The organism is Microbacterium sp. PI-SA-G (genome assembly GCF_057215335.1).
On sequence record NZ_CM170103.1, the window covers coordinates 2700898 to 2725280 of the forward strand.

Sequence of the window (24383 nt, forward strand, 5' to 3'; positions counted from 1 at the left end):
CCGAAGAGCTGCTCAGGCGGTGAGAGACGTCTCGTCGTCGGATGCTGCGGCGGGGGTCTCGGGCGTGATGCCGTAGAGCGCGCCGATCGCGGCGGCGAACTCGTCGGCTCGTCCGGCGGCGGCGAGCTCGTGTGCCCGGGCCGTCGGGGTGTGCAGCAGCACGCCGGAGAGGTGGCGCAGCGCCTGCTCGATCCGCCCGTCCTCGTCGCCGCGCGCACGCGCCCGGTCGATCTCGCTCTCGAGCAGCCCGAAGATGTGCGAGCGCAGTGCGACGACCGAGGGGATGACGCTCTGACGCTCACCGACCACGTGGAACGTGTCGGCGGCTTCGCGCACGACGGTGCGCGCGGCATCCGTCGCCTGCAGCTCTTCGAGAGGAGCGTGCAGACGGATCGTCTCGAGGTCGAGCAATCCGACGCCCTCGACCGTGGCGATGGCGGGGTCGACGTTGCGCGGCATGCCGAGGTCGATCACCAGGCGACGCTGCGCGCCGGAGTGCGTGTTCACCGGGCATCCGACCGCGGCGACGCCGACCGGACCCTGCAGGTGCTCCGGGCCCAGCACGGGCTCCGTAGCGCTCGTGCAGGTGATGAGCAGGCTCGAGTGCGCGGCGGTGCGGGCGTAGTCCTCGGCCGAGACGGCGCGGAGGCCGTGCTTCGCGGCGAAGATCTGCGCCCGACCGGAGGGGGAGTAGACCGAGATGTCGACCGCGCCGCGCTCGCGCAGCGTGGCGAGCGTGACGGCGGCGTAGGCCCCGGTGCCCACGAGCAGCACGCGCTCGGCGGACCAGTCGGCGATGCGGCTGTCGGCGAGCTCGAGTGCGAGGCGCACGAGCGAGCGGCCGGCGCGACCGAGGGCCGTGACGTTCTTGACCTTGCGCTGTGCCTGGCTGGCCCGCTGGAAGAGCCGCTCGAGCTCGGGGGAAGTGGTGCCCTCCTTGCGGGCGGACTTCAGCGCACGGCGCACCTGACCGGCGATCTCGCCCTCGCCGGAGACGACGGACTCGAGTCCGGAGGCGACCGAGAACAGGTGCTCGGCGACGTGGCGGCCGGAGTGCACCGTATAGGCACCGTCGAGTTCGCGGGCGGGAACACCGGTGACGGCTTCGACGGCCTCGAGCACTGCTTCGACGCCGATCGCGCCGGCCGCGGTGACGGGTTCGTCCATTTCCACGTACGCCTCGAACCGGTTGCACGTCGCGAGAACCACCGCACCCTGCACGCACGGCGTCATGTCCACCAGGGTGGGTGCGACGCCGTCGGGGGTGCGGCTCAAGCGTTCGAGCAAGTCGAAGGAGGCGGTCTTGTGACTCGCCGTGACACACAGCAGCACTCTTCGATTGTACCGGAGCCCGGGGTGTGCGGGCTCCGCATCCCGCAGGCAGCGCACACGCGACGGATGGGAGGATGGAGTCATGGCCCTCTCCGATGCTCCTCTGCTGCGCGCTCTCGCCGGCGACCGCCCCGAACGGACCCCCGTCTGGTTCATGCGTCAGGCCGGCCGCTCCCTTCCCGAGTATCGCGAGCTGCGCGTCGGCACCCGCATGCTCGACGCCTGCCTCACCCCCGAGCTCGCGGCCGAGATCACGCTGCAGCCCGTGCGTCGGCACGGGGTCGACGCGGCCGTGTTCTTCAGCGACATCGTGATCCCGCTGCGTCTGGCGGGTGTCGAGGTCGAGATCGAGCCCGGACGCGGACCGGTGTTCGCGAACCCGGTGCGCACGGCCTCGGACGTCGATCGCATCACGGCCATCGATCCGGACTCGCTCGATGCGACCGCGATCTCGGAGGCCGTGCGCCTGGTGACGGCGGAACTCGGCGACACCCCGCTGATCGGCTTCGCGGGCGCACCCTTCACGCTGGCCGCGTATCTGGTCGAGGGCGGCCCGTCGAAGGAGCACATGCGGGCGCGCGGCATGATGCGCGCCGACCCCGACTCGTGGAACCGTCTGGCCGGGTGGCTGGCGCAGATCTCCCGTCGTTTCCTCGAGGCGCAGCGCGACGCCGGGGCGTCGGTCGTGCAGCTGTTCGACTCGTGGGCCGGGTCGCTCAGCACCGCCGACTTCCGCCGATACGTGGCGCCGCACTCGACAGTGGCGCTGCAGGACATCGGAGTGCCCAGCATCCACTTCGGCGTCGGCACGGGCCCGTTCCTCGCCGATATGCGGCTGGGCGGTGTGGCCGACGGCGTCGGCGTCGACTGGCGGATGCCGCTCGACGAGGCCGCGGCCCTCCTCGGACCCGATGTCACGGTGCAGGGCAACATCGACCCCGCCTTCCTCGGGGCGCCGTGGCCGGTGCTCGAAGCGCACGTGCTCGATGTACTCGCACGCGGACGCGCGGCCCGCGCCCACATCGTGAACCTCGGCCACGGCGTTCCCCCCGAGACGGATCCCGACCAGCTGACGCGCATCGTCGAACTGGTGCACGCGCATGGCTGAGAAGCCCGCGCCCGCTGAGCTCGCGCGTCGGGCGGCCGCGACCAGGGTCGTGGTGATCGGCGGCGGCGTCGGCGGCCTGATCGCGGCGCGTGAGTGCGCGAAGGTCGGCATGCGCGTCACCGTGCTCGAGGCATCGGATGCCGTCGGCGGAGCGATCCGCCGCACCGAGATCGACGGCATCGTGCTCGATGCGGGCGCCGAGAGTTACGCGACCCGCGGCGGACACGTGCGCGCCCTGCTCGACGACCTCGGTCTCGCCGATCGCATCGTCGCGCCCGCGGCGGGCGGCGCCTGGCTCAGCGGCATCCCGGGCGTGGGAGCCGCGCCGTTGCCGGTCGGCGGGGTGCTCGGCATCCCCTCCAACCCCTTCCAAGACGACGTGCGCCGGGTCATCGGCTGGTCCGGGGCCTGGCGCGCCTACCTCGACCGCGTGCGGCCGCCCCTCACCATCGGACACGAGTCGTCGCTGGGTCGCCTGGTCGCCTCACGCATGGGCGCGAAGGTGCGCGATCGCCTCGTCGCCCCGGTCACGACGGGTGTGTATTCCGCGTCGCCGGATGACGTGGATGTCGACGTCGCCGCGCCCGGTCTGAACGCCGCGCTGACGCGGGTCGGGTCGCTATCGGGTGCTGTGATGGCTCTGCGTCAGGAGGGCGCGGCGCGCAAGACGCCCGGTGCGGCCGTCGAAGGACTCGTCGGCGGCATGGGCGCTCTGGTCGATGCGCTGCTGGTGGACCTCGCCCGCCTCGACGCCGACGTGCGTACCGGTGCCCGCGTCGAAGAGGTGTCGCGCGACGAGCAGGGGTGGCACGTCGCGGTGCGCTGCGAGAGCGAAGGCGGGACCGATGTGGCGACCGACGCCGAGCTCGAGCAGCTCGATGCCGATGCGGTGATCGTCGCCACCGACGAGGGCACCGCGCGGGCGCTGCTGACCGCGACGATCCCGGCGCTCGCGATCGCCGACGAGACGTCATCGGTCGCGCCCGAGATCGAGGTCGTGACGCTCGTGCTGCACGCTCCCGCCCTCGACGCGGCCCCTCGCGGCACCGGCGTGCTGACGGTCCCGGGCAGTCACATCGCCAAGGCGCTCACGCACTCCACCGCGAAGTGGGACTGGGTGCGTGACGCGGCTCCGGGTCGGCACGTGGTGCGCGTGTCGTTCGGCGCCCAGGGTGAGCCCGCGGCGACGGCCGGACTCGACGACGACGCGGCGGCGACGCTGGCGCTGAGCGAGGCATCCGCTCTCCTGGGCGTCCCGCTCACGCGCGACGCCCTCCTCGGCGCGCACCGTTCGCGGTTCGTGCAGGCGCAGCCGGCGTCGATCATCGGATCCGGTGAGCGCCGTGAGGCCGCGCGTGCTGCGATGCGCGCCGTGCCGGGGCTCGCAGCGGTCGGGGCGTGGCTCGCCGGCACCGGACTCGCGCAGGTGATCCCCGACGCGACGGCCGAGTCCGACCGCCTGCGGCGCGAACTTCTGTGGAAGTGAGTCCGCTCCGCGTGTCAACCCCCTCGTGAGTAGATGCCGAAATCGGCATACAGGACTACGCTGAAGACCTGGCCGACGGGGATCGAAGCCTGCGGCTCGACCGGAACAACGTGAGGAGACCCCATGAAGGGGAAGATCGGACTCATCGTCGGACTCGGCGCGGGATACGTTCTCGGCACACGCGCGGGGCGCGAGCGCTACGAGCAGATCAGGACGCAGTGGCTCAAGGTCTGGAACCTCGACCCTGTGCAGGAGAAGGTCGAACTGGTGAGGGATCTCGTGAGCGAGAAGGCCGCGGCCGTTCCCGGCGCGATCTGGACCGGTGCGGTGAAGGTCGTGCAGTCGATCGGCGGCTCCGGCACGCCGGGGCAGAAGCTCGACTCGGCCATCGCCAAGGGCAAGAAGGCGGCGGGCGACGTCGGCGACGCGGTCGAGGATGTCGTCGACGGTGCCAAGGCCACGGTCAAGAGCAAGAGCGACAAGGCTTCGGACGCGCCGTCCTCGACGCCCACCAGCACCTCCAGCGCGACGCAGTCTGCTCCGAAGAAGACCGGCGCCTGATATGCCTCGCGGATTCCGAGATCGCGCGGACGACAGTCTGCTGAGCCTCATCGGGGATCTCCCCGAGCTCGTCACCAACCTCGTCAAGGCCGAGATCAACAACGCCAAGGCGTGGATCTCGCGCACCGCGAAGGATGCCGGGATCGGGTCCGTGTGGTTCCTGGTCGCCCTGTTCTTCCTGTTCTGGGCGGTTCCGGTGATCCTGGTGTTCGCGATCGCGGGACTCTCGTCGTGGTGGCCGGTCTGGCTGTCGGCGCTCGCGGTCCTCGGCATCCTGCTGGTGGCGGTGCTGCTGTTCGCGCTGCTGGGCATCCTGAAGTTCCGCAAGGTCCTGCGCAGACAGAACCCTGCTCAGGCCGTGGCTGAAGACATCCGACTCGTGAAGGACGCCGGCGATGACCGTTTCTGACAACCTCCCTCGCACCGCCGTCCCCGCGGGGATCGTCGACCCGGTGGCGTCGGCGCGTGCCGAGCTGAAGGCCGCGCTGGCAGCGATCGAGATCAAGGGCAACTTCCCCCGTCGCATCGACAAGGCGACCAAGCGCGGCGCGGTCAAGGCCCGTCGGTTCGCTGACCGCAACCCGGTCGCCGCGGTCGGTGTCGTGGTCGTGCTGGCCAGCGGCATCGGCAGTCTGGTGTGGGTGATCGCTCGGGCGGTCGCGCGCTGAGCGCCGGGTTCGCGAGTGCCCCGCAAAGGGGGCAGACTGGGATCATGTCCGAAGAGCACGAAGGCAACCCGTCCGGCTTCACCCTCTGGGCGGTCTGGCGACGCAATCCCGATGTCGCGGTGACCGAAGCCGACTCGACCGAGCTCGAGACGATCGTCTCGTATATCGAGGACTCCGGTGTGATCGTGCGCGGCTTCTACGACGTGTCGGGCCTCAAGGCCGACGCCGATCTGATGGTGTGGCTGCACGGCGACACCGCCGAGGACCTGCAGCGCGCATTGCGTCGCCTGCGTCGCACCGAGCTGCTGACCTCGCTGCTGCCGGTCTGGAACGTCATGGGCGTGCACCGCGACGCGGAGTTCAACCGCTCGCACGTGCCCGGGTTCCTGCGGGGCGTCGAGCCGAAGGACTGGCTCTGCCTCTACCCGTTCGTGCGCACTCCGGAGTGGTACCTCGCCCCCGAGGGTGAGCGCCGCACGATGCTCGCCGACCACGGACGCAAGGGCGCCGCGTTCTCGGGCGTCATCGCCAACACCGTCGCCGCGTTCGCGCTGGGCGACTACGAGTGGATCCTGCCCATGGAGGCCGACGAGCTCACCGATCTGGTCGACATGATGCGCGACCTCCGTTACACCGACGCGCGTCTGTACGTGAAGGAGGAGGTGCCCTTCTACACCGGGCGCCGGCTCCGGTTCGACGAGATCGCGGACGTGCTGCAGTAGGTCGACGATGAGCACTCCGATCCGTCTGGGAACCCGGCGCAGCGCACTCGCGCAGGCGCAGTCGGGTCATGTCGCCGCCGCCCTCGAGAAGGTCATGGGGCGTCCGGTCGAACTCGTCACGATCACCTCCGAGGGCGACACGAACCGTGCGTCGCTGTCGGAGATCGGTGGTCAGGGCATCTTCGCCACCCGTCTGCGCGACGCGCTCCTCGCCGGCGAATGCGACTTCCTCGTGCACTCGCTGAAGGACCTTCCCACTGCGATCCCCGAAGGGCTCGTGATCGCAGCGACGCCGCAGCGCGAAGACGCCCGTGACGTGGTGCTCACCCGCACCGGCGTTCCGGTGCACGACCTGCCGCCCGGCAGCACGGTCGGCACGGGTTCGCCGCGCCGCATCGCCCAGATCCGCCGCCGTTCCCCGCAGGCGCAGGTCGTCGACATCCGCGGCAACGTCGACTCGCGTCAGGCGCGGGTCGTGTCGGGCGAGCTGGATGCCGTCATCCTCGCCGCTGCGGGGCTGCGTCGCCTCGAGTCCGACGCTCCGCTGCGCCGCGAGGGGCTGGGGCTGGCCGAATGGCCGACGGCTCCGGGGCAGGGCGCACTGGGTGTCGAGACCACGACGGATGCTCCCGCTGAGCTGCGTGCGGCGCTGGCCGCGCTCGATCACCAGCCCACGCGTCTCGCCGTGACCGTCGAGCGCGCGATCCTCGAGGGTCTCGACGCCGGCTGCCAGGCGCCGATGGCGGCGCACGCCGTGGTCGAGGGCGATTCCGTGCGCATCAGAACGGTCGTGTACGCGACCGACGGAGGGCGCCGGATCGGGCTCGACGTCACCGAAGCCCTGAACGGGGAGTATATTCGTCGGAACGGCAGTGGCAATGGAGCGGATGCTGCCGATGGTGCAGGCCCGATCAGCGCAGCGCGCGAACTCGGGTTGACTGTTGCCCGTCGGCTGCTCGATCAAGGGGCGGCCGATCTCGTCTCCCGAGAGCAATCCTCATGACATCCGAATCAAAGCAGGACCGACCACTGGACGGCTGGCGCATCCTTGTGCCCCGCGGAGGGCCGTGGGGCGACGGTGTCGCCGCCTCCCTCCGTGAGCGTGGCGCCGTGCCCGTCGTCGCGCCCCTCATCAATTTCGCGCCCACGACCGATCAGCCGACGCTCGACATCGCGCTCGAGCAGCTGGCGGCCGGCGCGTTCGACTGGCTCACCGTGACGAGTGCGACCACGGTCGACGTGATGTTCGCGCATCGCGCCGTCGTGCCGCGCACCACCCGGATCGCGGCGGTCGGCGAGACCACGGCGGCAGCGCTCCAGGCCGTCGGCTACGAGGTCGCCCTCGTCCCCGAGCAGGATAACTCGGCCGAGGGTATGGCCGAGCAGCTGATCGCGCTCGAGACCGAGCCGCGTCGCATCCTGGCCCTCCGCAGCGAGATCGCGAAGCCCGTGCTCAGCCGCCTGCTGTCCGACGCCGGACACCACGTCGACAGCGTGGTCGCCTATCGCACGGTCGGCGTGCCGGTGACCGAGCGCATCAAGCGCGACGTCGAGAACGGCCGTATCAACGCGATCCTCATCACCAGCGGCTCGGTCGCCGAGCAGGTGCGCGAGCAGTTCCCGAACATCCCCGATGAGACCCTGCTCGCCGCGATCGGTCCGCGCACGGCGCGCGACGCGCTCAACGCCGGGCTGCCGGTGTCGGTCGTGGCCGACCGACAGACGGTCGACGCGCTGATCGACGCTGTCTCGCACTTCACCCTTCCGCACGCGGCAGACGAGTTCGCGCCGTGAGCTTTCCCGATGTCCGACTGAGGCGCCTGCGTCAGTCTCGCGCCGTGCGTGATCTCGTCCGCGAGACCACCCTGCAGCCGCGGCACCTGGTGCTGCCAATGTTCGTGCGCGAGGGCCTCGACGAGCCGGTCGCGATCGGCTCCATGCCCGGCGTCGCTCAGCACTCGATGGACTCCCTGCGTCGCGCTGCGGTCGAGGCGGCCGAAGCCGGTGTCGCCGGCGTGATGCTGTTCGGCGTCCCCGCGGTGCGAGATGCGCAGGGATCCGGCGCAGACGACCCGCGCGGCACCCTGAACCTCGCGACTGAGGCGCTGGTGGCCGAGGTCGGCGACGCGCTCGTCGTGCAGACCGATCTCTGCCTCGACGAGTTCACCGATCACGGCCACTGCGGTGTGCTGGCATCCGACGGCTCGGTCGACAACGATGCGACGCTCGAGCGCTACACCTCGATGGCGCTCGCCCAGGCGCGTGCCGGATCGCAGCTGCTGGGGCTCTCGGGCATGATGGACGGCCAGGTCGCGGCGGTGCGCAGAGCGCTCGACGCCGAGGGCTTCACACAGACGCTGATCCTCGCGTACGCGGCGAAGTACGCCAGTGCCTTCTACGGCCCCTTCCGCGAGGCCGTGGACTCGCAGCTCGTGGGCGATCGTCGCACGTACCAGCTCGACCCGGGCAACCGTCGCGAAGGTGTGCGCGAGGCGGTCGTCGACGAGGCCGAGGGTGCGGACATCGTGATGGTGAAGCCGGCGATGGCGTTCCTCGACGTGCTGCGCGAGGTGCGCGACACCGTCGACATCCCCGTCTGGGCGTACCAGGTGTCGGGGGAGTACGCGATGATCGAGGCCGCCGCGGGCAACGGGTGGATCGACCGTCGTGCCGCCGTCCTCGAGTCGCTGCTGTCGATCCGACGCGCCGGCGCCGACACCGTGCTGACCTACTGGGCGAGGGAAGCCGCGCGCTGGCTGCGCGACTGATCCGCACCCCGATCCACTGCTTCTCTCTCTCGTTCGGAGTCCCCTCATGACCGACCGCAATGACGAACTCTTCTCGGCCGCTCGCGCCGTGATCCCCGGGGGCGTCAACTCGCCGGTCCGGGCCTACGGCTCGGTGGGCGGCACGCCCCGCTTCCTCGCGTCGGCGCGCGGTGCGACGGTGACGGATGCCGCGGGCACCGAGTACGTCGACCTGGTGGCGTCGTGGGGTCCGGCACTCCTCGGTCACGCGCACCCCGAGATCGTCGCCGCGGTGCAGGAGGCTGCGACCCGCGGGCTGTCGTTCGGCGCGCCCACCGAGGGCGAGGTCGAACTCGCCGGCGTGATTGCGGAGCGCGTGCGCGTCGGTGCCCACCGTCCGGTGGAGCGCGTGCGCCTGGTGTCGACGGGCACCGAGGCCACGATGACGGCGATCCGCCTGGCGCGCGGTGCGACCGGTCGCGACCTGCTGGTGAAGTTCGCCGGTCACTACCACGGGCACTCCGACGGCCTGCTCGCTCAGGCCGGATCCGGTGTCGCGACCCTCGCCCTTCCCGGTTCTGCAGGTGTGCCTGCCCCGATCGCCGCCCAGACCCTGGTGATCGCCTACAACGACCCGGCGGCTCTCGCCGAGGTGTTCGCACAGCACGGCCCCCGCATCGCCGCGGTGATCGTCGAGGCTGCGGCAGCCAACATGGGCGTCGTCGCTCCGGACCCCGGGTTCAACCGGCTGATCGCCGACACGGCACACGCGCACGGTGCCCTGATGATCCTCGACGAGGTGCTCACCGGATTCCGCGTGCACCCCGCCGGCTTCTGGGGTCTTCAGGTCGAGCACGGCGAGGAGTACCTCCCCGACATCTTCACGTTCGGCAAGGTCGTCGGCGGAGGGATGCCGCTGGCCGCCCTCGGCGGTCGCGCCGACGTCATGGACCTGCTCGCCCCGGTCGGACCCGTCTACCAGGCGGGAACGCTGTCGGGGAACCCGCTCTCGGTCGCCGCCGGACTCGCGACCTTGCGCCTCGCGACGCCCGAGGTCTACGCGACGGTGAACTCTGCCGCGCTCCGCGTCGCGGCCGCCCTGGCCTCGGCGCTCGCGGGTGCCGGAGTGACGCACTCGGTCGCCCACGCCGGCAACCTGTTCAACCCGTCGTTCCGGGCCACCGCGCCGCGTGACTACGCCGAGGCGCAGGCGCAGGAGTCGTTCCGCTACGCGCCGTTCTTCCACGCGCTCCGTGAGCAGGGCATCGCGCTCCCGCCGAGCGTGTTCGAGGCGTGGTTCCTCACCGCCGCCCACGGCGAGGAGGAGCTGCAGCGCATCGAGGCCGCGCTTCCTATCGCCGCAGCGGCTGCCGCGGAGGCCGTCGCGGGCTGACTTCTCGCCGGTTGACTGTTTGCGGCTGACTGCTCGCCGTCGCCACGCGCCCGGCCGCCGAATACTCCACGACCAGGGACCGCTGCACGGTCTCGCGGTGGTGCGGGTTCTCGCGCGCATCGTCGTGGCGAGGAGCGGTCATGGTGCTAGTATAGAACAAATATTCGAATGTCGGAAGAGGATGTGCAAACTTGTGAGAAGTCGTCGCGGCGGAACGGAGGAACCCGACAACGGATCGTTGCGTTCCTGTGAGCAAGTTCCAGACAACCGGGAGGGCCGCGCTGGCAGACTGGTGTCATGGTGACGTTGCTCCTCGATCAGACGCAACTGGAGGTCGTGCTCTCGCCGCTGGAGCGAGCCGCCACCTTCCACCGTGAGAACGTGCGCATCGCGCGCGACCACATCACCAAGGTGCAACTGACGGACGACGCCTGGACGTGGCTGCGCGGAGTGCCGAATCCCGGCACGCATATTCCGACCGTGCTCGCCGCCGGCAGCTGGAAGGCCGCGGGCAGCCTCGACTTCGTGCTCATCCGCCGCCGTCGCCCGAGCGTCGTCATCGACCTCGACGGCGACCCGCAGTACCGACGTCTCATCTTGACGACCAGTCATGGACTCGCTCTCACGCAGGCGCTGCGCCTCGCGGTGTCGGACGAGCCGGCCGACGTCGAGGAGATCGTCGCCACCTCGCCGGTGCCGGTCTCGAAGGGCAGTCGTCGACCGGTGATCCGGCCGCGCCCCGCCTGACCCCGCGCATGCCTGACCCCTGTGCATGAGAGAAGCCCTCCGCGACCTTTCAGTGCGGAGGGCTTCTCTGCGACGTCACGTCGGCATCAGCCTCGGCTCTAGCCGTGGTGGTGCTCGCGGTGCTCCTCGTGCTCGCCGTCCGAGTGCTCGTGGTGCTCGGGCTCGTGGTGCTCGCCCTCGGAGTGCTCGTGGTGCTCGGGCTCGCCCTCGGATTCAGGGGTCGGCACGGTGTCGATCACGCCGGTGGATGCGACGGACCACGTCACGGGCTCGTCCTGCTGCTGCGGGTCGTCGCCGAGCGGATAGTCCTTCGGTTCGTCCTCGTAGTAGGCCTTCGCCGCCGCCGCGAGCATCGAGCTGACGGCCGCAGAACGAGGGTCGGAGTCGTCGGCGTCCGACTGCTCATCGGTATCCGACTGCTCGTCGTTCGAGCTGTCGAGGTCCTGGAAGATCTCGAGGCCCGTCTCCTTCGAGTTCTCGGATTCGTCGTCCGAGTTCTCAGATTCGTCGGTCGAGCCGTCCGTCACATCGTCGGTCGATTCGTCGGCGGCATCCTCGTCGCTCACATCGTCGTCGCTGCGATCGGCGAAGACCTGCTCGACGTCGTGCGTGGGAGCGTCGTCGGCGTGGTCCGCGTCGAGCGCCGTCGGAACAGACGCGACCGGCGTCGGAGCCGCGGTGCCGAAGAGGATCTCGTCGAACGACGGTGCCGGCGTCTCGGCGGTGTCCGAGGAATCGGCGTGCGGGAGCACGTCGATGACCGCCTCGTTCGCGGCCTCGGCCTCGGCGACGGCAGCGGCCGCGGCGGCATCCTCGTCTCCGTCGTCGTCACCGGCTCCGTCTTCGTACCGCGGCGTGAACGTGTCGTGGTCGTCGGAGGCGACCGCCGCAGCCGTCACGGGATCGGTCGGAGTGCTCTCGGAGATCGCTGCCGAGACGGCCGCGATCTCAGCGAACATGGCGTCTTCCTCGGCGACCACGGCGTCGGTGCCGTCCGTGTCGGCGTCGATCCGCGTGATGCCGGAGTCGGTGGCGTCGGATTCGGCGTCTGCAGCGTCCGAATCCGCGGCGACGGGGGCAGCCACGGGCGCCGCGGCGATCGGAAGGCCGGCGATCCTGGCCGGGATCGCGAGCTGCGAGGCGGCAGCCGAGGCACGCGCTTCGAGCTTGCCGCCGCGCACCAGGTCGATGAACACGTCCTCGAGTGTCGGTCCGCGCTGCAGGAGCGTGCTCAGCGCGATGCCGGCAGCGGCTGCGACGGCGCCGACGGTTCCGGCGTCGCCGCCACGCACGGTCAGGCCCGAACGCAGCACCTCGACGTCGAAGCCGGCCGCCGAGAGTGCGGTCGTGAGTCCGGCGCGGTCCGCGGCATCCACCACGACCGTGCCCGCCGCCGGGTCGGCCAGGGTCTCGATGCCGCTCGAGAGCACGAGCTCGCCCTTCGAGAGCACGAGCACGTTGTCGGCGACCTGCTCGACCTCGCTGAGGACGTGCGACGACACCAGCACGGTGCGCCCTTCGTCGGCCAGACGACGCATCAGCAGGCGCATCCAGCGGATGCCCTCGGGGTCGAGGCCGTTCGCCGGCTCATCGAAGACCAGGGCGCCGGGGTCGCCGAGCAGTGCGTGCGCGACGCTCAGCCGCTGACGCATGCCGAGCGAGAACCCGCCGATGCGCGAGTCGCCCTCACCCTCGAGGCCGACCTCGGCGAGCACCTGGTCGACGCGCGAGAGCGGGATGCCGTTGGCCTTGGCGGCGATCGTCAACTGGCGGTACGCGGTGCGGCGGGGACGGTACGCCGTCTCCTCCAGCACGGAGCCGATGGTGCGCAACGGCTGGCGGAGCTCGCTGAACGCGGTGCCACCGATCGTGGCGGTGCCGCTCGTGGGCCGCACCTGGCCGAGCAGGATGCGCAGCGTCGTGGTCTTGCCGGCCCCGTTCGGGCCGAGGAAAGCGGTGACGGCGCCGGGCTCCACGCGTGCGGAGAGGTCCGAGACGGCGGTCACCTCATTGAAGCGCTTCGTCACTCGCGTGAATTCGAGCACCTGTCCGTCGGGCATCCGCGACCTCTCCTTGCATTGGGCACTTCCCCCTATCCTGCCGGAAAAGCCGTGGGATCGCGTATTTCATGCGGATTGCGACGGTTCGCGATCGGAGTAGCCTGGCACCCGTGACCGATTCTCCCGCCGCTCCCCGTGTCCTCGTCCGCACGGAAGGGGCACTGGGAAGACTCACGCTCAACCGCCCCGAGGCGATCAATGCGCTCGACCATGACATGATCCGGCAGCTCACCACGGCGCTCGAGGCCTGGCGCACCGACACCGACGTGCAGATCGTCCTGATCGACGGCGAGGGGGAGCGTGGCATGTGCGCGGGCGGCGACGTGCGGGCGCTGCACGGCCAGATCGTCTCGGGTCGCGCCGACGAGACCGCCGAGTTCTTCCGCGCCGAGTACGCGCTGAACGCGCTGATCGCGGAGTACCCGAAGCCGGTGGTCACGCTCGCCGACGGCATCACGATGGGCGGCGGCATCGGACTCTCCGGGCACGCGGCGATCCGCATCGTGACCGAGCGGTCGAAGCTGGCGATGCCCGAGACGCGGATCGGCTTCACGCCCGACGTCGGGGGCACCTGGCTGCTGGGGCGCGCGCCGGGCCGGCTCGGCGAGTACTTCGCCCTCACCGGGGCTTCGATGAACGGGGCGGATGCCGTCTACCTCGGCCTCGCCGATCACGTGGTGCCGTCCGACCGGCTCGACGCGCTCCGCGAGGCTCTGGCCTATCGCGCCGACCCCACCGGTCCCAGCGAGATCGTGCTGCTCTTCGACGAGACCCCCGAGCCCTCCGCGCTCCCCGAGACGCGGTCCTGGATCGATGACGCGTTCTCGGCGCCCACTGTGGCCGAGATCGTCGAGCGTCTGCGCGCGCACGACACGACGGATGCCGCGGGCGTGGCTGACCTGCTCGAAGGACTCGCTCCGACCGGGCTCGCAGTCACGCTCGACGCCGTGCGCGAAGCGCGGGCGATGCCCGGCCTCCGCGCGGCGCTGGAGGGCGAGTATCGGCGGGTGATGTGGTTCGTGACGCAGCATCCCGACCTCGTCGAGGGGATCCGCGCGCAGCTGATCGACAAGGACCGCACCCCGCACTGGCAGCCGGCGACCCTCGCCGAGCTCGAGCCGGATGCCGGTGCCCCGGCCCGCGCGTACGTGCCGTCTCTGTCGCTGTTCTGAGCGTCTCGCCGCCGCTCGCACGGCGGGCCTGAGTTCTTCGTCGCGGTTCAGTAATCGGCGTCGCCCCGGGCAGTGGTTCGCTGTCAGCGAAGGTGCGCCCTCCAGGGGGGACGAATGTCCGAGCTTCGTGCCACTCTTTCTTGTGGCCGATTGTCGGTCGGCATCCGTCAGCCGAGAAATCCGCCGTGTTCTTCTTCCTAGAAAGTCCGCCTGTGCTGGGAAAACTCCTCGTCCGTTATCTCTCCCGATACCGTTGGCTGCTCGTCGGCGTGCTGGTCTTCCAGTTCGCGAGCGCCCTCGCCGCGCTGTACCTGCCGCGGCTCAACGCCGACATCATCGACAAGGGCGTCGCCCAGGCCGACACCGGCTACATCTGGCGCACCGGCCTGTTCATGCTCGCCGTCTCGTTCGGCCAGATCGCGGCGTCGATCGTCGCGACCTACTTCGCCGCACGCGCCGCGATGCAGGTCGGTCGTGACATCCGCGCCGACGTCTTCTCGCGCGTGAGCGGGTTCTCCGAACGCGAGGTCTCGCTGTTCGGCGCGGGCTCGCTCATCACCCGCAACACCAACGACGTGCAGCAGGTGCAGATGCTGGCGATGATGGGCGCGACGATGTTCGTCACCGCGCCGCTGCTCGCCATCGGCGGCATCATCATGGCCGTCCAGCAGGACGTCGGGCTGAGCTGGCTGATCGCCGTCTCGGTGCCGGTGCTGCTGCTCGTCGCCGTGATCATCATCAGCCGCATGGTGCCGCTGTTCCGCATCAACCAGAGCAAGATCGACGCCGTGAACCGCATCATGCGCGAGCAGCTGACGGGTGTGCGCGTCGTGCGCGCGTTCGTCCGCGAGGGCATCGAAGAGGAGCGCTTCCGCGGCGCGAACACCGACATCATGGTGGTCGGTCGCAAGATCGGCTCGCTGTTCGTGCTGCTGTTCCCGCTGTTCATGCTGATCCTCAACGTCACCGTCGTCGCCGTGATCTGGTTCGGCGGCATCGAGGTCAACGCCGGCAACGTCGAGGTGGGCACGCTGTTCGCCTTCATGCAGTACATCGGTCAGATCATGATGGGCGTGATCATGTCGAGCTTCATGGCGATGATGATCCCCCGCGCCGCGGTCTCGGCCGAGCGTGTGGCCGAGGTGCTCGATGCCGACGCGAGCCTCGAACGTCCCGTGAAGGGCGTCACCGTGTTCCCCACGCCGGGGTCGGTCGCGTTCGATGACGTCGAGTTCACCTACCCCGGTGCCGACTCGCCGGTGCTGCGCGGCATCAGCTTCGCGGCCGAACCCGGTGAGACCGTCGCGATCGTCGGCTCGACCGGCGCCGGAAAGACCACCCTCATCTCGCTGATCCCTCGCCTGTTCGATGTGACCGGCGGAGCCGCGTTCGTCGGAGGGACCGACGTGCGTCAGGCCGATGTCGACGCACTCTGGGGAAGCATCGGACTCGTGCCTCAGCGGCCGTTCCTGTTCACCGGCACCGTGGCGTCGAACCTGCGCTACGGCCGCGAGGAGGCGACCGACGAGGAGCTCTGGCACGCGCTCGAGATCGCTCAGGGCCGCGACTTCGTCGAGGAGATGCCCGACGGGCTCGACTCGCGCATCTCGCAGGGCGGCACCAACGTCTCGGGCGGCCAGCGTCAGCGCCTGGCGATCGCCCGCGCGATCGTGCATCAGCCGCAGGTGCTGGTGTTCGACGACTCGTTCTCGGCGCTCGATCTGACCACCGACGCGCGGCTTCGGCAGGCGCTCTGGCGCGAGTTGCCGCACGTCACGAAGATCGTGGTCGCGCAGCGCGTGTCGACCATCACCGACGCCGATCGCATCGTCGTCCTCGAAGGGGGCACCATGGTCGGCGTCGGCACACACGAGGAACTCCTCGAGACGAGTGAGACCTATCGCGAGATCGTCGGATCGCAACTGGGGGTGGACGCATGAGCACCGTGAGCGGATCCGCCGAGATGACGGCTGAGGAGAGGTACGAGGCCGAGCTCGCCGAGCAGGCACGACAGAACTCGGGTGACTGGGACAGCGTCGCACCGGGCAAGGCCGACAACTTCGGCAAGAGCTTCGGACGCATGATCGGGCTGCTCCGCCCGTCGGCGATGTGGTTCGTGTTCGTGTCGATCCTCGGAGCGATCGGCGTCGTGCTCACGGTCGCCGCACCGAAGGTGCTCGGCGAGGCGACGAACATCGTCTACGAGGGCTTCATCTCGAACATGCTCGCCGAGAACGGCGTGCCGCGCGACCTCACACAGGACCAGGTCGTCGAGCTGCTGCGCTCACAGGGCCAGAACGACTTCGCCAACATGGTCTCGGCGATGAACGGCTTCCAGGTCGGAGCCGGCATCGACTTCGAGGCGCTGCGCTGGATCATCACCGCGGTCCTCGCGATCTACGTGATCGCGGCGACCCTCACGTGGGTCCAGGGCTACGTGATCAACGTGATCATGGTGCGCACGATGTGGCGTCTGCGTGAAGACGTCGAGGCCAAGATCAACCGTCTGCCGCTGTCGTACTTCGACAAGGTGCAGCGCGGTGAGCTGATCTCGCGTGTCACCAACGACATCGACAACATCACCCAGACGATGCAGCAGTCGCTCTCCGGGGCGCTCACATCGGTGCTGACCGTGGTCGGCGTGCTCGTGATGATGTTCTCGATCTCGTGGCAGCTCGCCCTCGTCGCACTGGTGTCGCTCCCGCTCATGGGCGTGATCTTCGGCGTCATCGGTCCGCGCTCGCAGAAGGCGTTCGGCACGCAGTGGCGCAAGGTCGGCCGGCTGAACGCCCGAGTCGAAGAGGCCTTCTCGGGCCACGCGCTGGTCAAGGTCTTCGGCCGCGAGCAGGACGCGCTCGACAAATTCCAGGCCGAGAACGAGGAGTTGTACCAGGCGAGCTTCAAGGCGCAGTTCCTCTCGGGAATCATCATGCCCGCGATGACCTTCGTCGGCAGCCTCAGCTACGTCGGCATCGCCGTCCTCGGTGGGCTCATGGTCGCGGGCGGTCAGCTCCGACTCGGTGACGTGCAGGCGTTCATCCAGTACTCGCAGCAGTTCTCGCAGCCGCTGTCCGAGCTCGGAGGCATGGCCGCGGTCGTGCAGTCCGGCACCGCATCGGCCGAGCGCGTGTTCGACTTCCTCGACGCCGACGAGCAGGAGGCCGACGCCGAAGACGCCCCCACGGTGGTCGACGGCAAGGGCGTCATCGAGTTCGAGAACGTCGCGTTCTCGTACACGCCGGAGCGTCCGCTCATCCGGGATCTCTCGTTCCGGGTCGAGCCGGGCCAGACGGTCGCGATCGTCGGACCGACCGGTGCGGGCAAGACCACGCTGGTGAACCTCATCATGCGGTTCTACGAGCTCAGTGGCGGTCGCATCCTGCTCGACGGGCAGGACATCGCCGAGATGACCCGTGAAGACCTGCGTTCGCGCACCGGCATGGTGCTGCAGGATCCGTGGCTCTTCGCGGGCAGCATCCGCGAGAACATCCGGTACGGCCGCTCCACCGCGACCGACGACGAGGTGCTCGCCGCCGCGCAGGCGACGTACGTCGACCGGTTCGTGCACGCCCTCCCCGAGGGGTACGACACCGTGCTCGACGAGGACGCGTCGAACGTGTCTGCCGGAGAGCGTCAGCTCATCACGATCGCGCGGGCGTTCGTCGCACAGCCGTCGATCCTGATCCTCGACGAGGCGACGTCGGCGGTCGACACCCGCACCGAACTGCTCCTGCAGCAGGCGATGGCGGCACTGCGTGAAGGACGCACGTCGTTCGTGATCGCGCACCGCTTGTCGACCATCCGCGACGCCGACCTCATCCTCGTGATGGAGCACGGTGACATCGTCGAGAAGGGAACGCACGACGAGCTGATCACGGCGCAGGGAGCGTACTGGCGGCTGTACCAGTCGCAGTTCGAGCAGGCCGCGACCGACATCGACGCCGAAGACACCCTCACGGGTTCGACTGATGTCGTGCCGAGCGACGATGCCGAAGAGGCCGCTGCCGCCGCGGTGCAGGGCGTGACCGTCGGCGCGCAGGCGCCCGTGTCAGAAGCAGCTGCGGCTCAGGCCGTGGTCGACCAGCCCGCCGGCGACACCCCGGACCGCCAAGACTGATCCGCCGCAGCGCACGACGAAGCCCCGCCTCGGTGATCCGGCGCGGGGCTTCGCGTGTGTGGGCCGGCGCGGGGCGGCGGGGGGTCGCGTATGGCCGCTTCATGGTGGGCGTTGCGGCGTGTTGTGACCCCTCGCGCGGGGTGGGTGTGGGAGGCGAGGCGCAGGGGGCGCGAGTGGCCGTTACTGCGCGCGGGTTTCGGCCATGTGCGACCCCTCGCGCGCGGTGGGTGTGGGAGGCCAGGCGCAGGGGGCGCGTGTGGCCGCTTCAGGGCGCGGGATGCGGCGTGTTGTGACCCCTCGCGCGGGGCAGAGGCGTGGGTGAGTGTGGGACGCGCGGGCGCAGGGGGCGCGAATGGTCGCCATGGGGCGCGGGATGCGGCCATCTGCGACCCCTCGCGCGGGGGCCGGAGGCGGCGCGCGCGCGCACAACCCCAGGGGTCAGCGCGGCTCGACCTGGATGCCCAGCAGTTCGAACGGATGGGTCAGCCGCCACCACGGGCTCGGCCCGACGATGTCATCCGCCAGCGTGAGTGTCGTCGTGGCAGTGTCGAGCGGTCCCGCCGTGGTGAGGGTGCCGACCGCGGCATCCTGGTCTCGAGCGTCACCGAGATCGAAGTCCGGCGTGGCTGTCGCCGCGGCACCCGACCACAGCACGACCTGTGCGTCGGCGTCGGTGACCACGTCTACCGTCTCGCCCCACTCCGTCTGCACCTGACCGATGACCGTGCCCTCGGCGACCGCAGGGCCCTGCGCGTCCAGCGCGGCCTCCATCTCGGCGAACAGCGAGCGCGTCGCGGCGAGGCGCTGTGCGTCGTCATCCTGATCGAGCACGGCGGCGAAGAGGTGCACGGTGGTTTCGCCGACCGTGACATCCTTCGCGGTGAGCAGGTTCCACCCCACCAGCGTGCCGGTCTTGATGCCCACGACTCCGACGTCGGCGAGCATGCCGTTCGTGTTCGAGACGGTTCCCGCGCCGGGGAGGTTGACCGACGACGTCCCGACGATCTCGGCGAACACCGGGTTCTGCATCGCGTACTCACCGAGCGCGACGAGTGCCTCGGGTGTGGCGACGTTGCGCTCATCGAACCCCGACGGTGTCACGACCGTGATGCCGCTGAGCCCTCGTGCGGCCAGCCACTCCTCGGCGGCGCGGGCGAACTCAGCCTCCGAGCCCCAGATCTCGTCGACGAGGCGGTCGATGTAGTTGTTCGCCGACCCGAGCAGCGTGCCCTGCAGCATCTGGTACTCGGTCAGCACCCCGCCGACGGGCACGTCGAGCGAGGACTGGTCCGACCGGCGGTACGACCAGTAGTCGAGGTTGTCCTGGCGGTCGAACGAGAACTCGGGGCCCTGCTCGCCGAGGGCCAACGGCATCCGATCCAGCACCATCAGGCTGCTGACGACCTTCGTGATGCTCGCGATGCTGATCGCGTCGGTCGTGGATGCCAGCGAGCTCATGCCCGTGATGCCGACGCCCGCGCTGCCCTGCGCCGGCCAGGTCACCGTCGCGGCCGGCGCCGGAGTCGTAGCGAACTCGACCGCGGCGACCGTCGGTGCGACCTCGTGCAGCGGCCAGAGGAGCGTGGTGCCGGTGTACGAGGCGACGAGGCCGACGAGGATGCCGACCGGCACCAGCACGCGCGGCATCGCGATCGCGGGGCGTAGCCGGGCACCGCGCAGCAGGGATGCTCCGGATTCGGCATCGGGGCGCTGGTCGAGCGACGCGACGGGGGAGTGGGCGGCGACCTCGGCCGGATCCACCCAGGTCAGGGCTGTCGCGGGTTCGGAGCCGTCGGCCCACTGGGCGTCGGGCGTCATGAGGATCGCGGTGGGATCCGCCCAGACGAGTGCCGGTTCGGCGGCGGGCTCCGGGGGGATGACTCCCTCGCCGTCGACGGCATCCGCGGCAGGCGCCTCGGTCGGATCAGTAGCGGTCACTTGCCTAAGTTACCGAATCCTCCGCATCGCCGCCGCGAGGCGCCGCATGACGTCGCTGACACGGGCCGTCGCAGGAGTCACTAGAATCGTCCGTACAACCACGGGAGTCCGGCGAGCCGGGCTGAGAGGGAGCGAATCGCGCTTCGACCGTCGAACCTGATCTGGGTCATGCCAGCGCAGGGAGGAGTTCAGATGAGTACGTCCACGTCCACGCAGGCTTCCGCCGTCGCGAAGGATCCGCATCCGGTCTGGCGCTGGCGTGTCGTCGACATCGTCGTCGCTGCTGTCCTCGGCGTCGCGATCGGTCTGGTCTTCTGGGGCTGGAACACGATCGGCTACGCCTGGTTCGGCGCGGCGGATGCACTCACCCCGGGCCTCGGCGGCATCGCTGTCGGCATCTGGCTGCTCGGCGGCGTCGTCGGTGGCCTCGTGATCCGCAAGCCCGGCGCGGCGCTGGTCGTCGAACTCGTCGCGGCGATCGTCTCGATGCTGATCGGCAACGTCTGGGGAGTGTCGACCGTGCTCTCGGGCATCGTGCAGGGGCTGGGCGCGGAGCTGATCTTCGCCCTGTTCTTCTACCGCCGCTTCGGCATCGCCGTCGCCGCCCTCGCCGGAGTCGGTGCCGCGGTCGCCGCCTGGGTGTTCGAGCTGTTCTACGGCAGCTCGCCCAACATCCTGAAGTCGATCGAGTTCAACACGATCTACCTCGTCACCGTCGTCATCTCCGGGGCGATCCTGGCCGGTGTGGTGGGCTGGCTGCTGGTCCGTGCGCTCGCGGTCACCGGCGCCCTCAACCGTTTCGCCGTCGGGCGAGAGCACGTGCGCGAGGTCTGAGTATGACGTTCGCCGCCCCGGCCCGCGTGCAGGCTGCGGGCTGGGGGTGGCGGTACGCCGGGCGCAAGCGGCCGGCGGTCGCCGATGTCACGTTCACGATCGAGCCCGGTGAGCGGGTGCTGCTGCTGGGCGCCTCGGGTGCGGGCAAGTCGACGCTCCTCGCGGGCCTCGCCGGCGTGCTCGGCGACGACGACGAGGGGCAGCGCACGGGTTCGCTGCGCATCGACGGCGCGGCGCCCGAGTCGCGGCACGGGCAGGTGGGTCTCGTCCTGCAGGACCCGGATGCCGGGATCGTGCTGTCGAAGGTCGGCGACGATGTGGCGTTCGGATGCGAGAACCTCGGCGTTCCGGCATCCGACATCCCTGGCCGGGTGGCCGATGCGCTGGATGCCGTCGGACTGGACGTGCCGCTGAACCGGCCCACCAAGGCGCTCTCGGGCGGGCAGAAGCAGCGGCTGGTGCTCGCCGGTGTGCTCGCGATGCGCCCCGGGCTGCTGCTGCTCGACGAGCCGACGGCCAACCTCGACCCCGAGGGGGTGCGCGAGGTGCGTGCGAGCGTCGAACGCGTGGTCGAGTCGACCGGCGCGACGCTGATCGTCGTCGAGCATCGGACGCCGATCTGGGTGGGGCTGATGACGCGGGTGATCGTGCTCGCGGCCGACGGCGGGCTGCTCGCCGACGGCGCCCCCGACCGCGTGTTCGCCGAGCACGGGGCGACGTTGGCGGATGCCGGGGTGTGGGTGCCCGACCGCGGGATCGATCTGCCCATGCTCGCGCAGGTCGCGGCATCCGATGCACTCTCAGCGTCGGGCCTCGCGATCGCCCGCGCGGCGGATGCCGTGGTGCAGTCCGGGCTGGACCTGCGCGTGCCGCGGGCGAACGCGACCGTCATCACGGGGCCGAACGGTGCGGGCAAATCCACCCTCGCGCTGACTCTCGCGGGGCTCATCCCCGAACACGCGGGCGAAGTGCGTGCCGCCCCCGAACTCGCCGGGCGGCGCGGACCACGACCGATCCGCTGGACCTCGCGCGAGTTGCTCACCCGCATCGGCATGGTGTTCCAGGAGCCCGAGCACCAGTTCCTCGCCCAGACGCTGCGCGACGAGCTCGCGGTCGGGCCCCGCGCCCTGGGCTGGGATCAGGCGCGGACGGATGCCGTCGTCGACGAGCTCCTCGAGCGGCTGGGCCTCGCGCCGCTGGCCCTCGCGAATCCGTTCACGCTGTCGGGCGGGCAGAAGCGGCGCCTCTCGGTGGCGACCGTGCTCGCCGGATCGCCCGAGGTGATCGTGCTCGACGAGCCGACCTTCGGCCAGGACCGACGTGGATGGATCTCACTCGTCGCGCTGCTGCAGGAGGAGATCGCACGCGGCCGCTCGATCGTCGCCGTCACCCACGACGACGCGGTCATCCGGCACCTCGGCGGGCACCGCATCGCGCTGGAGGCGGCATCATGACCACGACGGAGACCGCGCGCGCGGTGTGGCTCGACGGCGTCAATCCCGTGACCAAGCTCGTACTCGCGCTGCTGCTGTCGGTGCCGCTCTTCGCCTCGATCGATGTGACCAGCGCACTCGTCGCCGTCGCTCTGCAGCTGCTGTGCCTGCCCCTGACCGGCCTGCGCCTGACAACGGTGCTGAAGCGGATGCTGCCGATCGTCGTCTTCGCCCCGATCGCCGGCATCAGCATGCTGCTCTACGCCGAACCCGCAGGGCAGGTCTACTGGACATTCGGGTTCGCCACCGTCAGCGACGACTCGATCATGCTGGCGATCGCCGTCAGCCTGCGCGTCATCGCGCTCGGGCTACCGACCATCCTGCTGTTCGGCGGCACCGACCCGACCGAGCTCGCCGACGCGCTGTCGCAGGTCGCGAAGCTGCCGAGTCGGTTCGTGCTCGGCATCCTCGCCGGCACACGGATGCTGGGGTTGTTCCTCGACGACTGGCGCACGATGGCCCTGGCTCGTCGGGCGCGCGGCGTCGGCGACCGCGGAGCGCTGCGACGCTTCTTCTCGATGGCGTTCGTGCTGCTGGTGTTCGCCGTGCGCCGCGGGTCGAAGCTCGCACTGGCCATGGAAGCGCGCGGCTTCGGCTCCGGCATCCCGCGCACCTGGTCACGGCCGTCCCGGCTGCACCCGCGCGATGCCGTGGCGGTGCTCGGAGGGCTCGCGATCATGGCGCTGGCGCTCGCCGCCGCGGTGCTCGTGGGGACGTTCCGCTTCGTGTGGAGCTGAGGGGCGGGGTCAGTCGTCCATCTGGAAGTAGTGCGCGCGGTGAAGCACACAGCCCTCGTTGAACGGCGCGCGGCAGCGAGGACAGGCGGTCACGGGGAGGTACTCCGCGATCGTGAGCTCATGACCACACGCGCCGCAGAGGATCGCAGTGGTGTCCCGTTGCGCGACCGCCCATTGCGCTGCGGGGTGATCGGCCGATTCCGCGTGGCAGAGGTGGCAAGGATAGTACTCACCACAGCACGCGAACCGGATCGCGATGATGTCGGTCTCGCCCCGGTAGTGCACGCATCGGGTCATCGCGTCGACGACTGGACCGCGCACCGATGGTCGCTCCGGGACCGAGGCGGCGGGGATGCTCATGCGCCCATCCTGCTGCATCCGAGGTCGCGGAGAGGGTGAGGAGGGTGAGACGCAGAGCCGTGTTGGGTGAGACTGCGTCGCACGACTAGTCTCGTAGGCACCGGTCACGACGTCGTTCGAAGGAGAACAGGATGCAGATCAGCGGCCAGGGTGCGCTCATCACCGGAGGGGCTTCGGGCCTCGGACTCGCGACCGCCCGACGACTCGTCGCCGCCGGCGGACACGTCACGATCATCGACCTTCCGTCATCGCGCGGCGCGGAACTCGCCGACGAGCTGGGTGGTTTGTTCGTGCCGGCCGACGTCACCAGTGTCGACGAGGTGCAGGCGGCGGTCGCCGCAGCCCACGCGGCCGCACCCTTGCGCGTGGTCGTGAACTGCGCCGGCATCGCCCCGCCCGCGAAGGTGCTCGATCGCGAGGGGCACCCGGCCGTGCTCGCCGACTTCGAGCGCGTCGTGCGCATCAACCTGATCGGCACATTCAACGTGCTCTCGCAGGCCGCGGCCGTCATCGCGACGACCGAGGCCATCGACGGCGAGCGCGGCGTGATCGTGAACACCGCCAGCGTCGCGGCCTTCGACGGACAGATCGGTCAGCCCGCCTACTCCGCGTCGAAGGGCGGCGTGCACGCGATGACGCTACCTGTGGCGCGTGAGCTCGCGCGCCACAGCATCCGGGTCGTGACGATCGCCCCCGGCATCATGGAGACCCCCATGCTGATGGGCCTGCCGCAGGCGGCGCAGGACTCGCTGGGGCAGCAGGTGCCGCATCCTTCGCGGCTCGGCCGCCCCGACGAGTACGCCGGACTCGTGCAGCACATCGTCGAGAACGCGTACCTGAACGGTGAGACCATCCGGCTCGACGGCGCGATCCGCATGGCACCGAAGTAACCCCGGGAACCGAGGAGA

22 protein-coding genes and 1 riboswitch are annotated in these 24383 nt (G+C 70.1%); of the genes, 18 read left to right on the forward strand and 4 right to left on the reverse strand.

Annotation, left to right across the window (positions count from 1 at the left end):
- Positions 1–12 precede the first annotated feature (12 nt).
- Positions 13–1332, reverse strand: a complete 1320-nt coding sequence (locus AC2D10_RS13300) for a glutamyl-tRNA reductase (protein ID WP_484708345.1) — start codon at positions 1330–1332, stop codon at positions 13–15.
- Between the two features lie 82 nt (positions 1333–1414).
- Here AC2D10_RS13300 and hemE point away from each other — a divergent pair, with 82 nt between their 5' ends.
- The 11 genes from hemE to AC2D10_RS13355 all read left to right on the forward strand — a co-directional run bounded on the left by hemE (position 1415) and on the right by AC2D10_RS13355 (position 10764).
- Positions 1415–2440, forward strand: coding sequence for a uroporphyrinogen decarboxylase (hemE, locus tag AC2D10_RS13305; RefSeq protein WP_484708348.1), 1026 nt, complete (start codon positions 1415–1417; stop codon positions 2438–2440).
- On the forward strand, positions 2433–3926 hold the full coding sequence (locus tag AC2D10_RS13310) for a protoporphyrinogen/coproporphyrinogen oxidase (RefSeq protein ID WP_484708349.1): 1494 nt from the start codon (positions 2433–2435) through the stop codon (positions 3924–3926). Before hemE ends, AC2D10_RS13310 begins: the two co-directional genes overlap by 8 nt.
- Before the next feature lie 123 nt (positions 3927–4049).
- The gene (locus AC2D10_RS13315; RefSeq protein WP_484708351.1) at positions 4050–4487 is read left to right on the forward strand and encodes a hypothetical protein; all 438 of its coding nucleotides are present in this window, start codon (positions 4050–4052) and stop codon (positions 4485–4487) included.
- A gap of 1 nt (position 4488) precedes the next feature.
- Positions 4489–4896, forward strand: coding sequence for a phage holin family protein (locus AC2D10_RS13320; RefSeq protein ID WP_484708352.1), 408 nt, complete (start codon positions 4489–4491; stop codon positions 4894–4896).
- Positions 4883–5155: a hypothetical protein gene (locus AC2D10_RS13325; RefSeq protein WP_484708354.1), complete on the forward strand. Its 273-nt coding sequence runs from the start codon at positions 4883–4885 to the stop codon at positions 5153–5155. Before AC2D10_RS13320 ends, AC2D10_RS13325 begins: the two co-directional genes overlap by 14 nt.
- Before the next feature lie 44 nt (positions 5156–5199).
- Positions 5200–5877: a hydrogen peroxide-dependent heme synthase gene (hemQ, locus tag AC2D10_RS13330; protein WP_484708356.1), complete on the forward strand. Its 678-nt coding sequence runs from the start codon at positions 5200–5202 to the stop codon at positions 5875–5877.
- Positions 5878–5884: 7 nt separating this feature from the next.
- Positions 5885–6880 carry a hydroxymethylbilane synthase gene (gene hemC / locus AC2D10_RS13335; protein ID WP_484708357.1) on the forward strand — a complete coding sequence of 332 codons (996 nt, stop codon included), beginning with the start codon at positions 5885–5887 and terminating at the stop codon, positions 6878–6880.
- Entirely contained in the window at positions 6877–7671 is a 795-nt protein-coding gene (locus AC2D10_RS13340) for a uroporphyrinogen-III synthase (RefSeq protein ID WP_484708358.1), read from the forward strand. The genes hemC and AC2D10_RS13340 overlap by 4 nt, the downstream gene beginning before the upstream one ends.
- Complete coding sequence (gene hemB, locus AC2D10_RS13345) at positions 7668–8645, forward strand: porphobilinogen synthase (protein WP_484708360.1); 978 nt, start codon at positions 7668–7670, stop codon at positions 8643–8645. Before AC2D10_RS13340 ends, hemB begins: the two co-directional genes overlap by 4 nt.
- Before the next feature lie 46 nt (positions 8646–8691).
- On the forward strand, positions 8692–10017 hold the full coding sequence (locus AC2D10_RS13350; RefSeq protein ID WP_484708362.1) for a glutamate-1-semialdehyde 2,1-aminomutase: 1326 nt from the start codon (positions 8692–8694) through the stop codon (positions 10015–10017).
- Positions 10018–10314: 297 nt separating this feature from the next.
- Complete coding sequence (locus tag AC2D10_RS13355; protein ID WP_484708364.1) at positions 10315–10764, forward strand: hypothetical protein; 450 nt, start codon at positions 10315–10317, stop codon at positions 10762–10764.
- 98 nt (positions 10765–10862) lie between these two features.
- Here the strand turns inward: AC2D10_RS13355 and AC2D10_RS13360 are convergent, their stop codons facing one another.
- Complete coding sequence (locus AC2D10_RS13360; protein WP_484708366.1) at positions 10863–12824, reverse strand: ATP-binding cassette domain-containing protein; 1962 nt, start codon at positions 12822–12824, stop codon at positions 10863–10865.
- 110 nt (positions 12825–12934) lie between these two features.
- Between AC2D10_RS13360 and AC2D10_RS13365 the strand changes: the two genes are divergently transcribed.
- The 3 genes from AC2D10_RS13365 (at position 12935) to AC2D10_RS13375 (ending at position 18113) form a co-directional block, all read left to right on the forward strand.
- Positions 12935–13996, forward strand: coding sequence for an enoyl-CoA hydratase/isomerase family protein (locus tag AC2D10_RS13365; RefSeq protein WP_484708367.1), 1062 nt, complete (start codon positions 12935–12937; stop codon positions 13994–13996).
- 212 nt (positions 13997–14208) lie between these two features.
- Entirely contained in the window at positions 14209–15936 is a 1728-nt protein-coding gene (locus tag AC2D10_RS13370) for an ABC transporter ATP-binding protein (RefSeq protein ID WP_484708368.1), read from the forward strand.
- Complete coding sequence (locus AC2D10_RS13375; protein ID WP_484708369.1) at positions 15933–18113, forward strand: ABC transporter ATP-binding protein; 2181 nt, start codon at positions 15933–15935, stop codon at positions 18111–18113. Before AC2D10_RS13370 ends, AC2D10_RS13375 begins: the two co-directional genes overlap by 4 nt.
- A gap of 438 nt (positions 18114–18551) precedes the next feature.
- On the opposite strand, the gene AC2D10_RS13380 is transcribed toward AC2D10_RS13375, so the two are convergent.
- Positions 18552–20051, reverse strand: a complete 1500-nt coding sequence (locus AC2D10_RS13380; protein WP_484708370.1) for a D-alanyl-D-alanine carboxypeptidase family protein — start codon at positions 20049–20051, stop codon at positions 18552–18554.
- A 90-nt stretch (positions 20052–20141) separates the two neighbouring features.
- A riboswitch (TPP riboswitch) is annotated at positions 20142–20253 on the forward strand.
- Here AC2D10_RS13380 and AC2D10_RS13385 point away from each other — a divergent pair.
- The 3 genes from AC2D10_RS13385 to AC2D10_RS13395 all read left to right on the forward strand — a co-directional run bounded on the left by AC2D10_RS13385 (position 20244) and on the right by AC2D10_RS13395 (position 23115).
- On the forward strand, positions 20244–20885 hold the full coding sequence (locus tag AC2D10_RS13385) for an ECF transporter S component (RefSeq protein WP_484708371.1): 642 nt from the start codon (positions 20244–20246) through the stop codon (positions 20883–20885). (Overlaps the previous riboswitch by 10 nt.)
- 2 nt (positions 20886–20887) lie before the next feature.
- Positions 20888–22339: an ABC transporter ATP-binding protein gene (locus AC2D10_RS13390; RefSeq protein WP_484708373.1), complete on the forward strand. Its 1452-nt coding sequence runs from the start codon at positions 20888–20890 to the stop codon at positions 22337–22339.
- Positions 22336–23115 (forward strand): energy-coupling factor transporter transmembrane component T family protein, encoded by a 780-nt coding sequence (locus tag AC2D10_RS13395; protein WP_484708375.1) that lies wholly within the window; start codon positions 22336–22338, stop codon positions 23113–23115. The genes AC2D10_RS13390 and AC2D10_RS13395 overlap by 4 nt, the downstream gene beginning before the upstream one ends.
- A 9-nt stretch (positions 23116–23124) precedes the next feature.
- Here the strand turns inward: AC2D10_RS13395 and AC2D10_RS13400 are convergent, their stop codons facing one another.
- A complete protein-coding gene (locus tag AC2D10_RS13400) occupies positions 23125–23475 on the reverse strand; it encodes a CHY zinc finger protein (RefSeq protein WP_484708376.1) in 351 nt (116 codons plus the stop codon).
- A 131-nt stretch (positions 23476–23606) separates the two neighbouring features.
- On the opposite strand from AC2D10_RS13400, the gene AC2D10_RS13405 reads away from it, so the two are divergent.
- Complete coding sequence (locus AC2D10_RS13405) at positions 23607–24365, forward strand: SDR family NAD(P)-dependent oxidoreductase (protein ID WP_484708378.1); 759 nt, start codon at positions 23607–23609, stop codon at positions 24363–24365.
- Positions 24366–24383 lie beyond the last annotated feature (18 nt).

Coding starts and splice junctions, on each gene's coding strand:
- hemE (WP_484708348.1), top strand. CDS start 1,415: ATGGCCCTCTCCGATGCTCCTCTGCTGCGCGCTCTCGCCGGCGACCGC.
- AC2D10_RS13310 (WP_484708349.1), top strand. CDS start 2,433: ATGGCTGAGAAGCCCGCGCCCGCTGAGCTCGCGCGTCGGGCGGCCGCG.
- AC2D10_RS13315 (WP_484708351.1), top strand. CDS start 4,050: ATGAAGGGGAAGATCGGACTCATCGTCGGACTCGGCGCGGGATACGTT.
- AC2D10_RS13320 (WP_484708352.1), top strand. CDS start 4,489: ATGCCTCGCGGATTCCGAGATCGCGCGGACGACAGTCTGCTGAGCCTC.
- AC2D10_RS13325 (WP_484708354.1), top strand. CDS start 4,883: ATGACCGTTTCTGACAACCTCCCTCGCACCGCCGTCCCCGCGGGGATC.
- hemQ (WP_484708356.1), top strand. CDS start 5,200: ATGTCCGAAGAGCACGAAGGCAACCCGTCCGGCTTCACCCTCTGGGCG.
- hemC (WP_484708357.1), top strand. CDS start 5,885: ATGAGCACTCCGATCCGTCTGGGAACCCGGCGCAGCGCACTCGCGCAG.
- AC2D10_RS13340 (WP_484708358.1), top strand. CDS start 6,877: ATGACATCCGAATCAAAGCAGGACCGACCACTGGACGGCTGGCGCATC.
- AC2D10_RS13350 (WP_484708362.1), top strand. CDS start 8,692: ATGACCGACCGCAATGACGAACTCTTCTCGGCCGCTCGCGCCGTGATC.
- AC2D10_RS13355 (WP_484708364.1), top strand. CDS start 10,315: ATGGTGACGTTGCTCCTCGATCAGACGCAACTGGAGGTCGTGCTCTCG.
- AC2D10_RS13360 (WP_484708366.1), bottom strand. CDS start 12,824: ATGCCCGACGGACAGGTGCTCGAATTCACGCGAGTGACGAAGCGCTTC.
- AC2D10_RS13375 (WP_484708369.1), top strand. CDS start 15,933: ATGAGCACCGTGAGCGGATCCGCCGAGATGACGGCTGAGGAGAGGTAC.
- AC2D10_RS13385 (WP_484708371.1), top strand. CDS start 20,244: ATGAGTACGTCCACGTCCACGCAGGCTTCCGCCGTCGCGAAGGATCCG.
- AC2D10_RS13390 (WP_484708373.1), top strand. CDS start 20,888: ATGACGTTCGCCGCCCCGGCCCGCGTGCAGGCTGCGGGCTGGGGGTGG.
- AC2D10_RS13395 (WP_484708375.1), top strand. CDS start 22,336: ATGACCACGACGGAGACCGCGCGCGCGGTGTGGCTCGACGGCGTCAAT.
- AC2D10_RS13400 (WP_484708376.1), bottom strand. CDS start 23,475: ATGAGCATCCCCGCCGCCTCGGTCCCGGAGCGACCATCGGTGCGCGGT.
- AC2D10_RS13405 (WP_484708378.1), top strand. CDS start 23,607: ATGCAGATCAGCGGCCAGGGTGCGCTCATCACCGGAGGGGCTTCGGGC.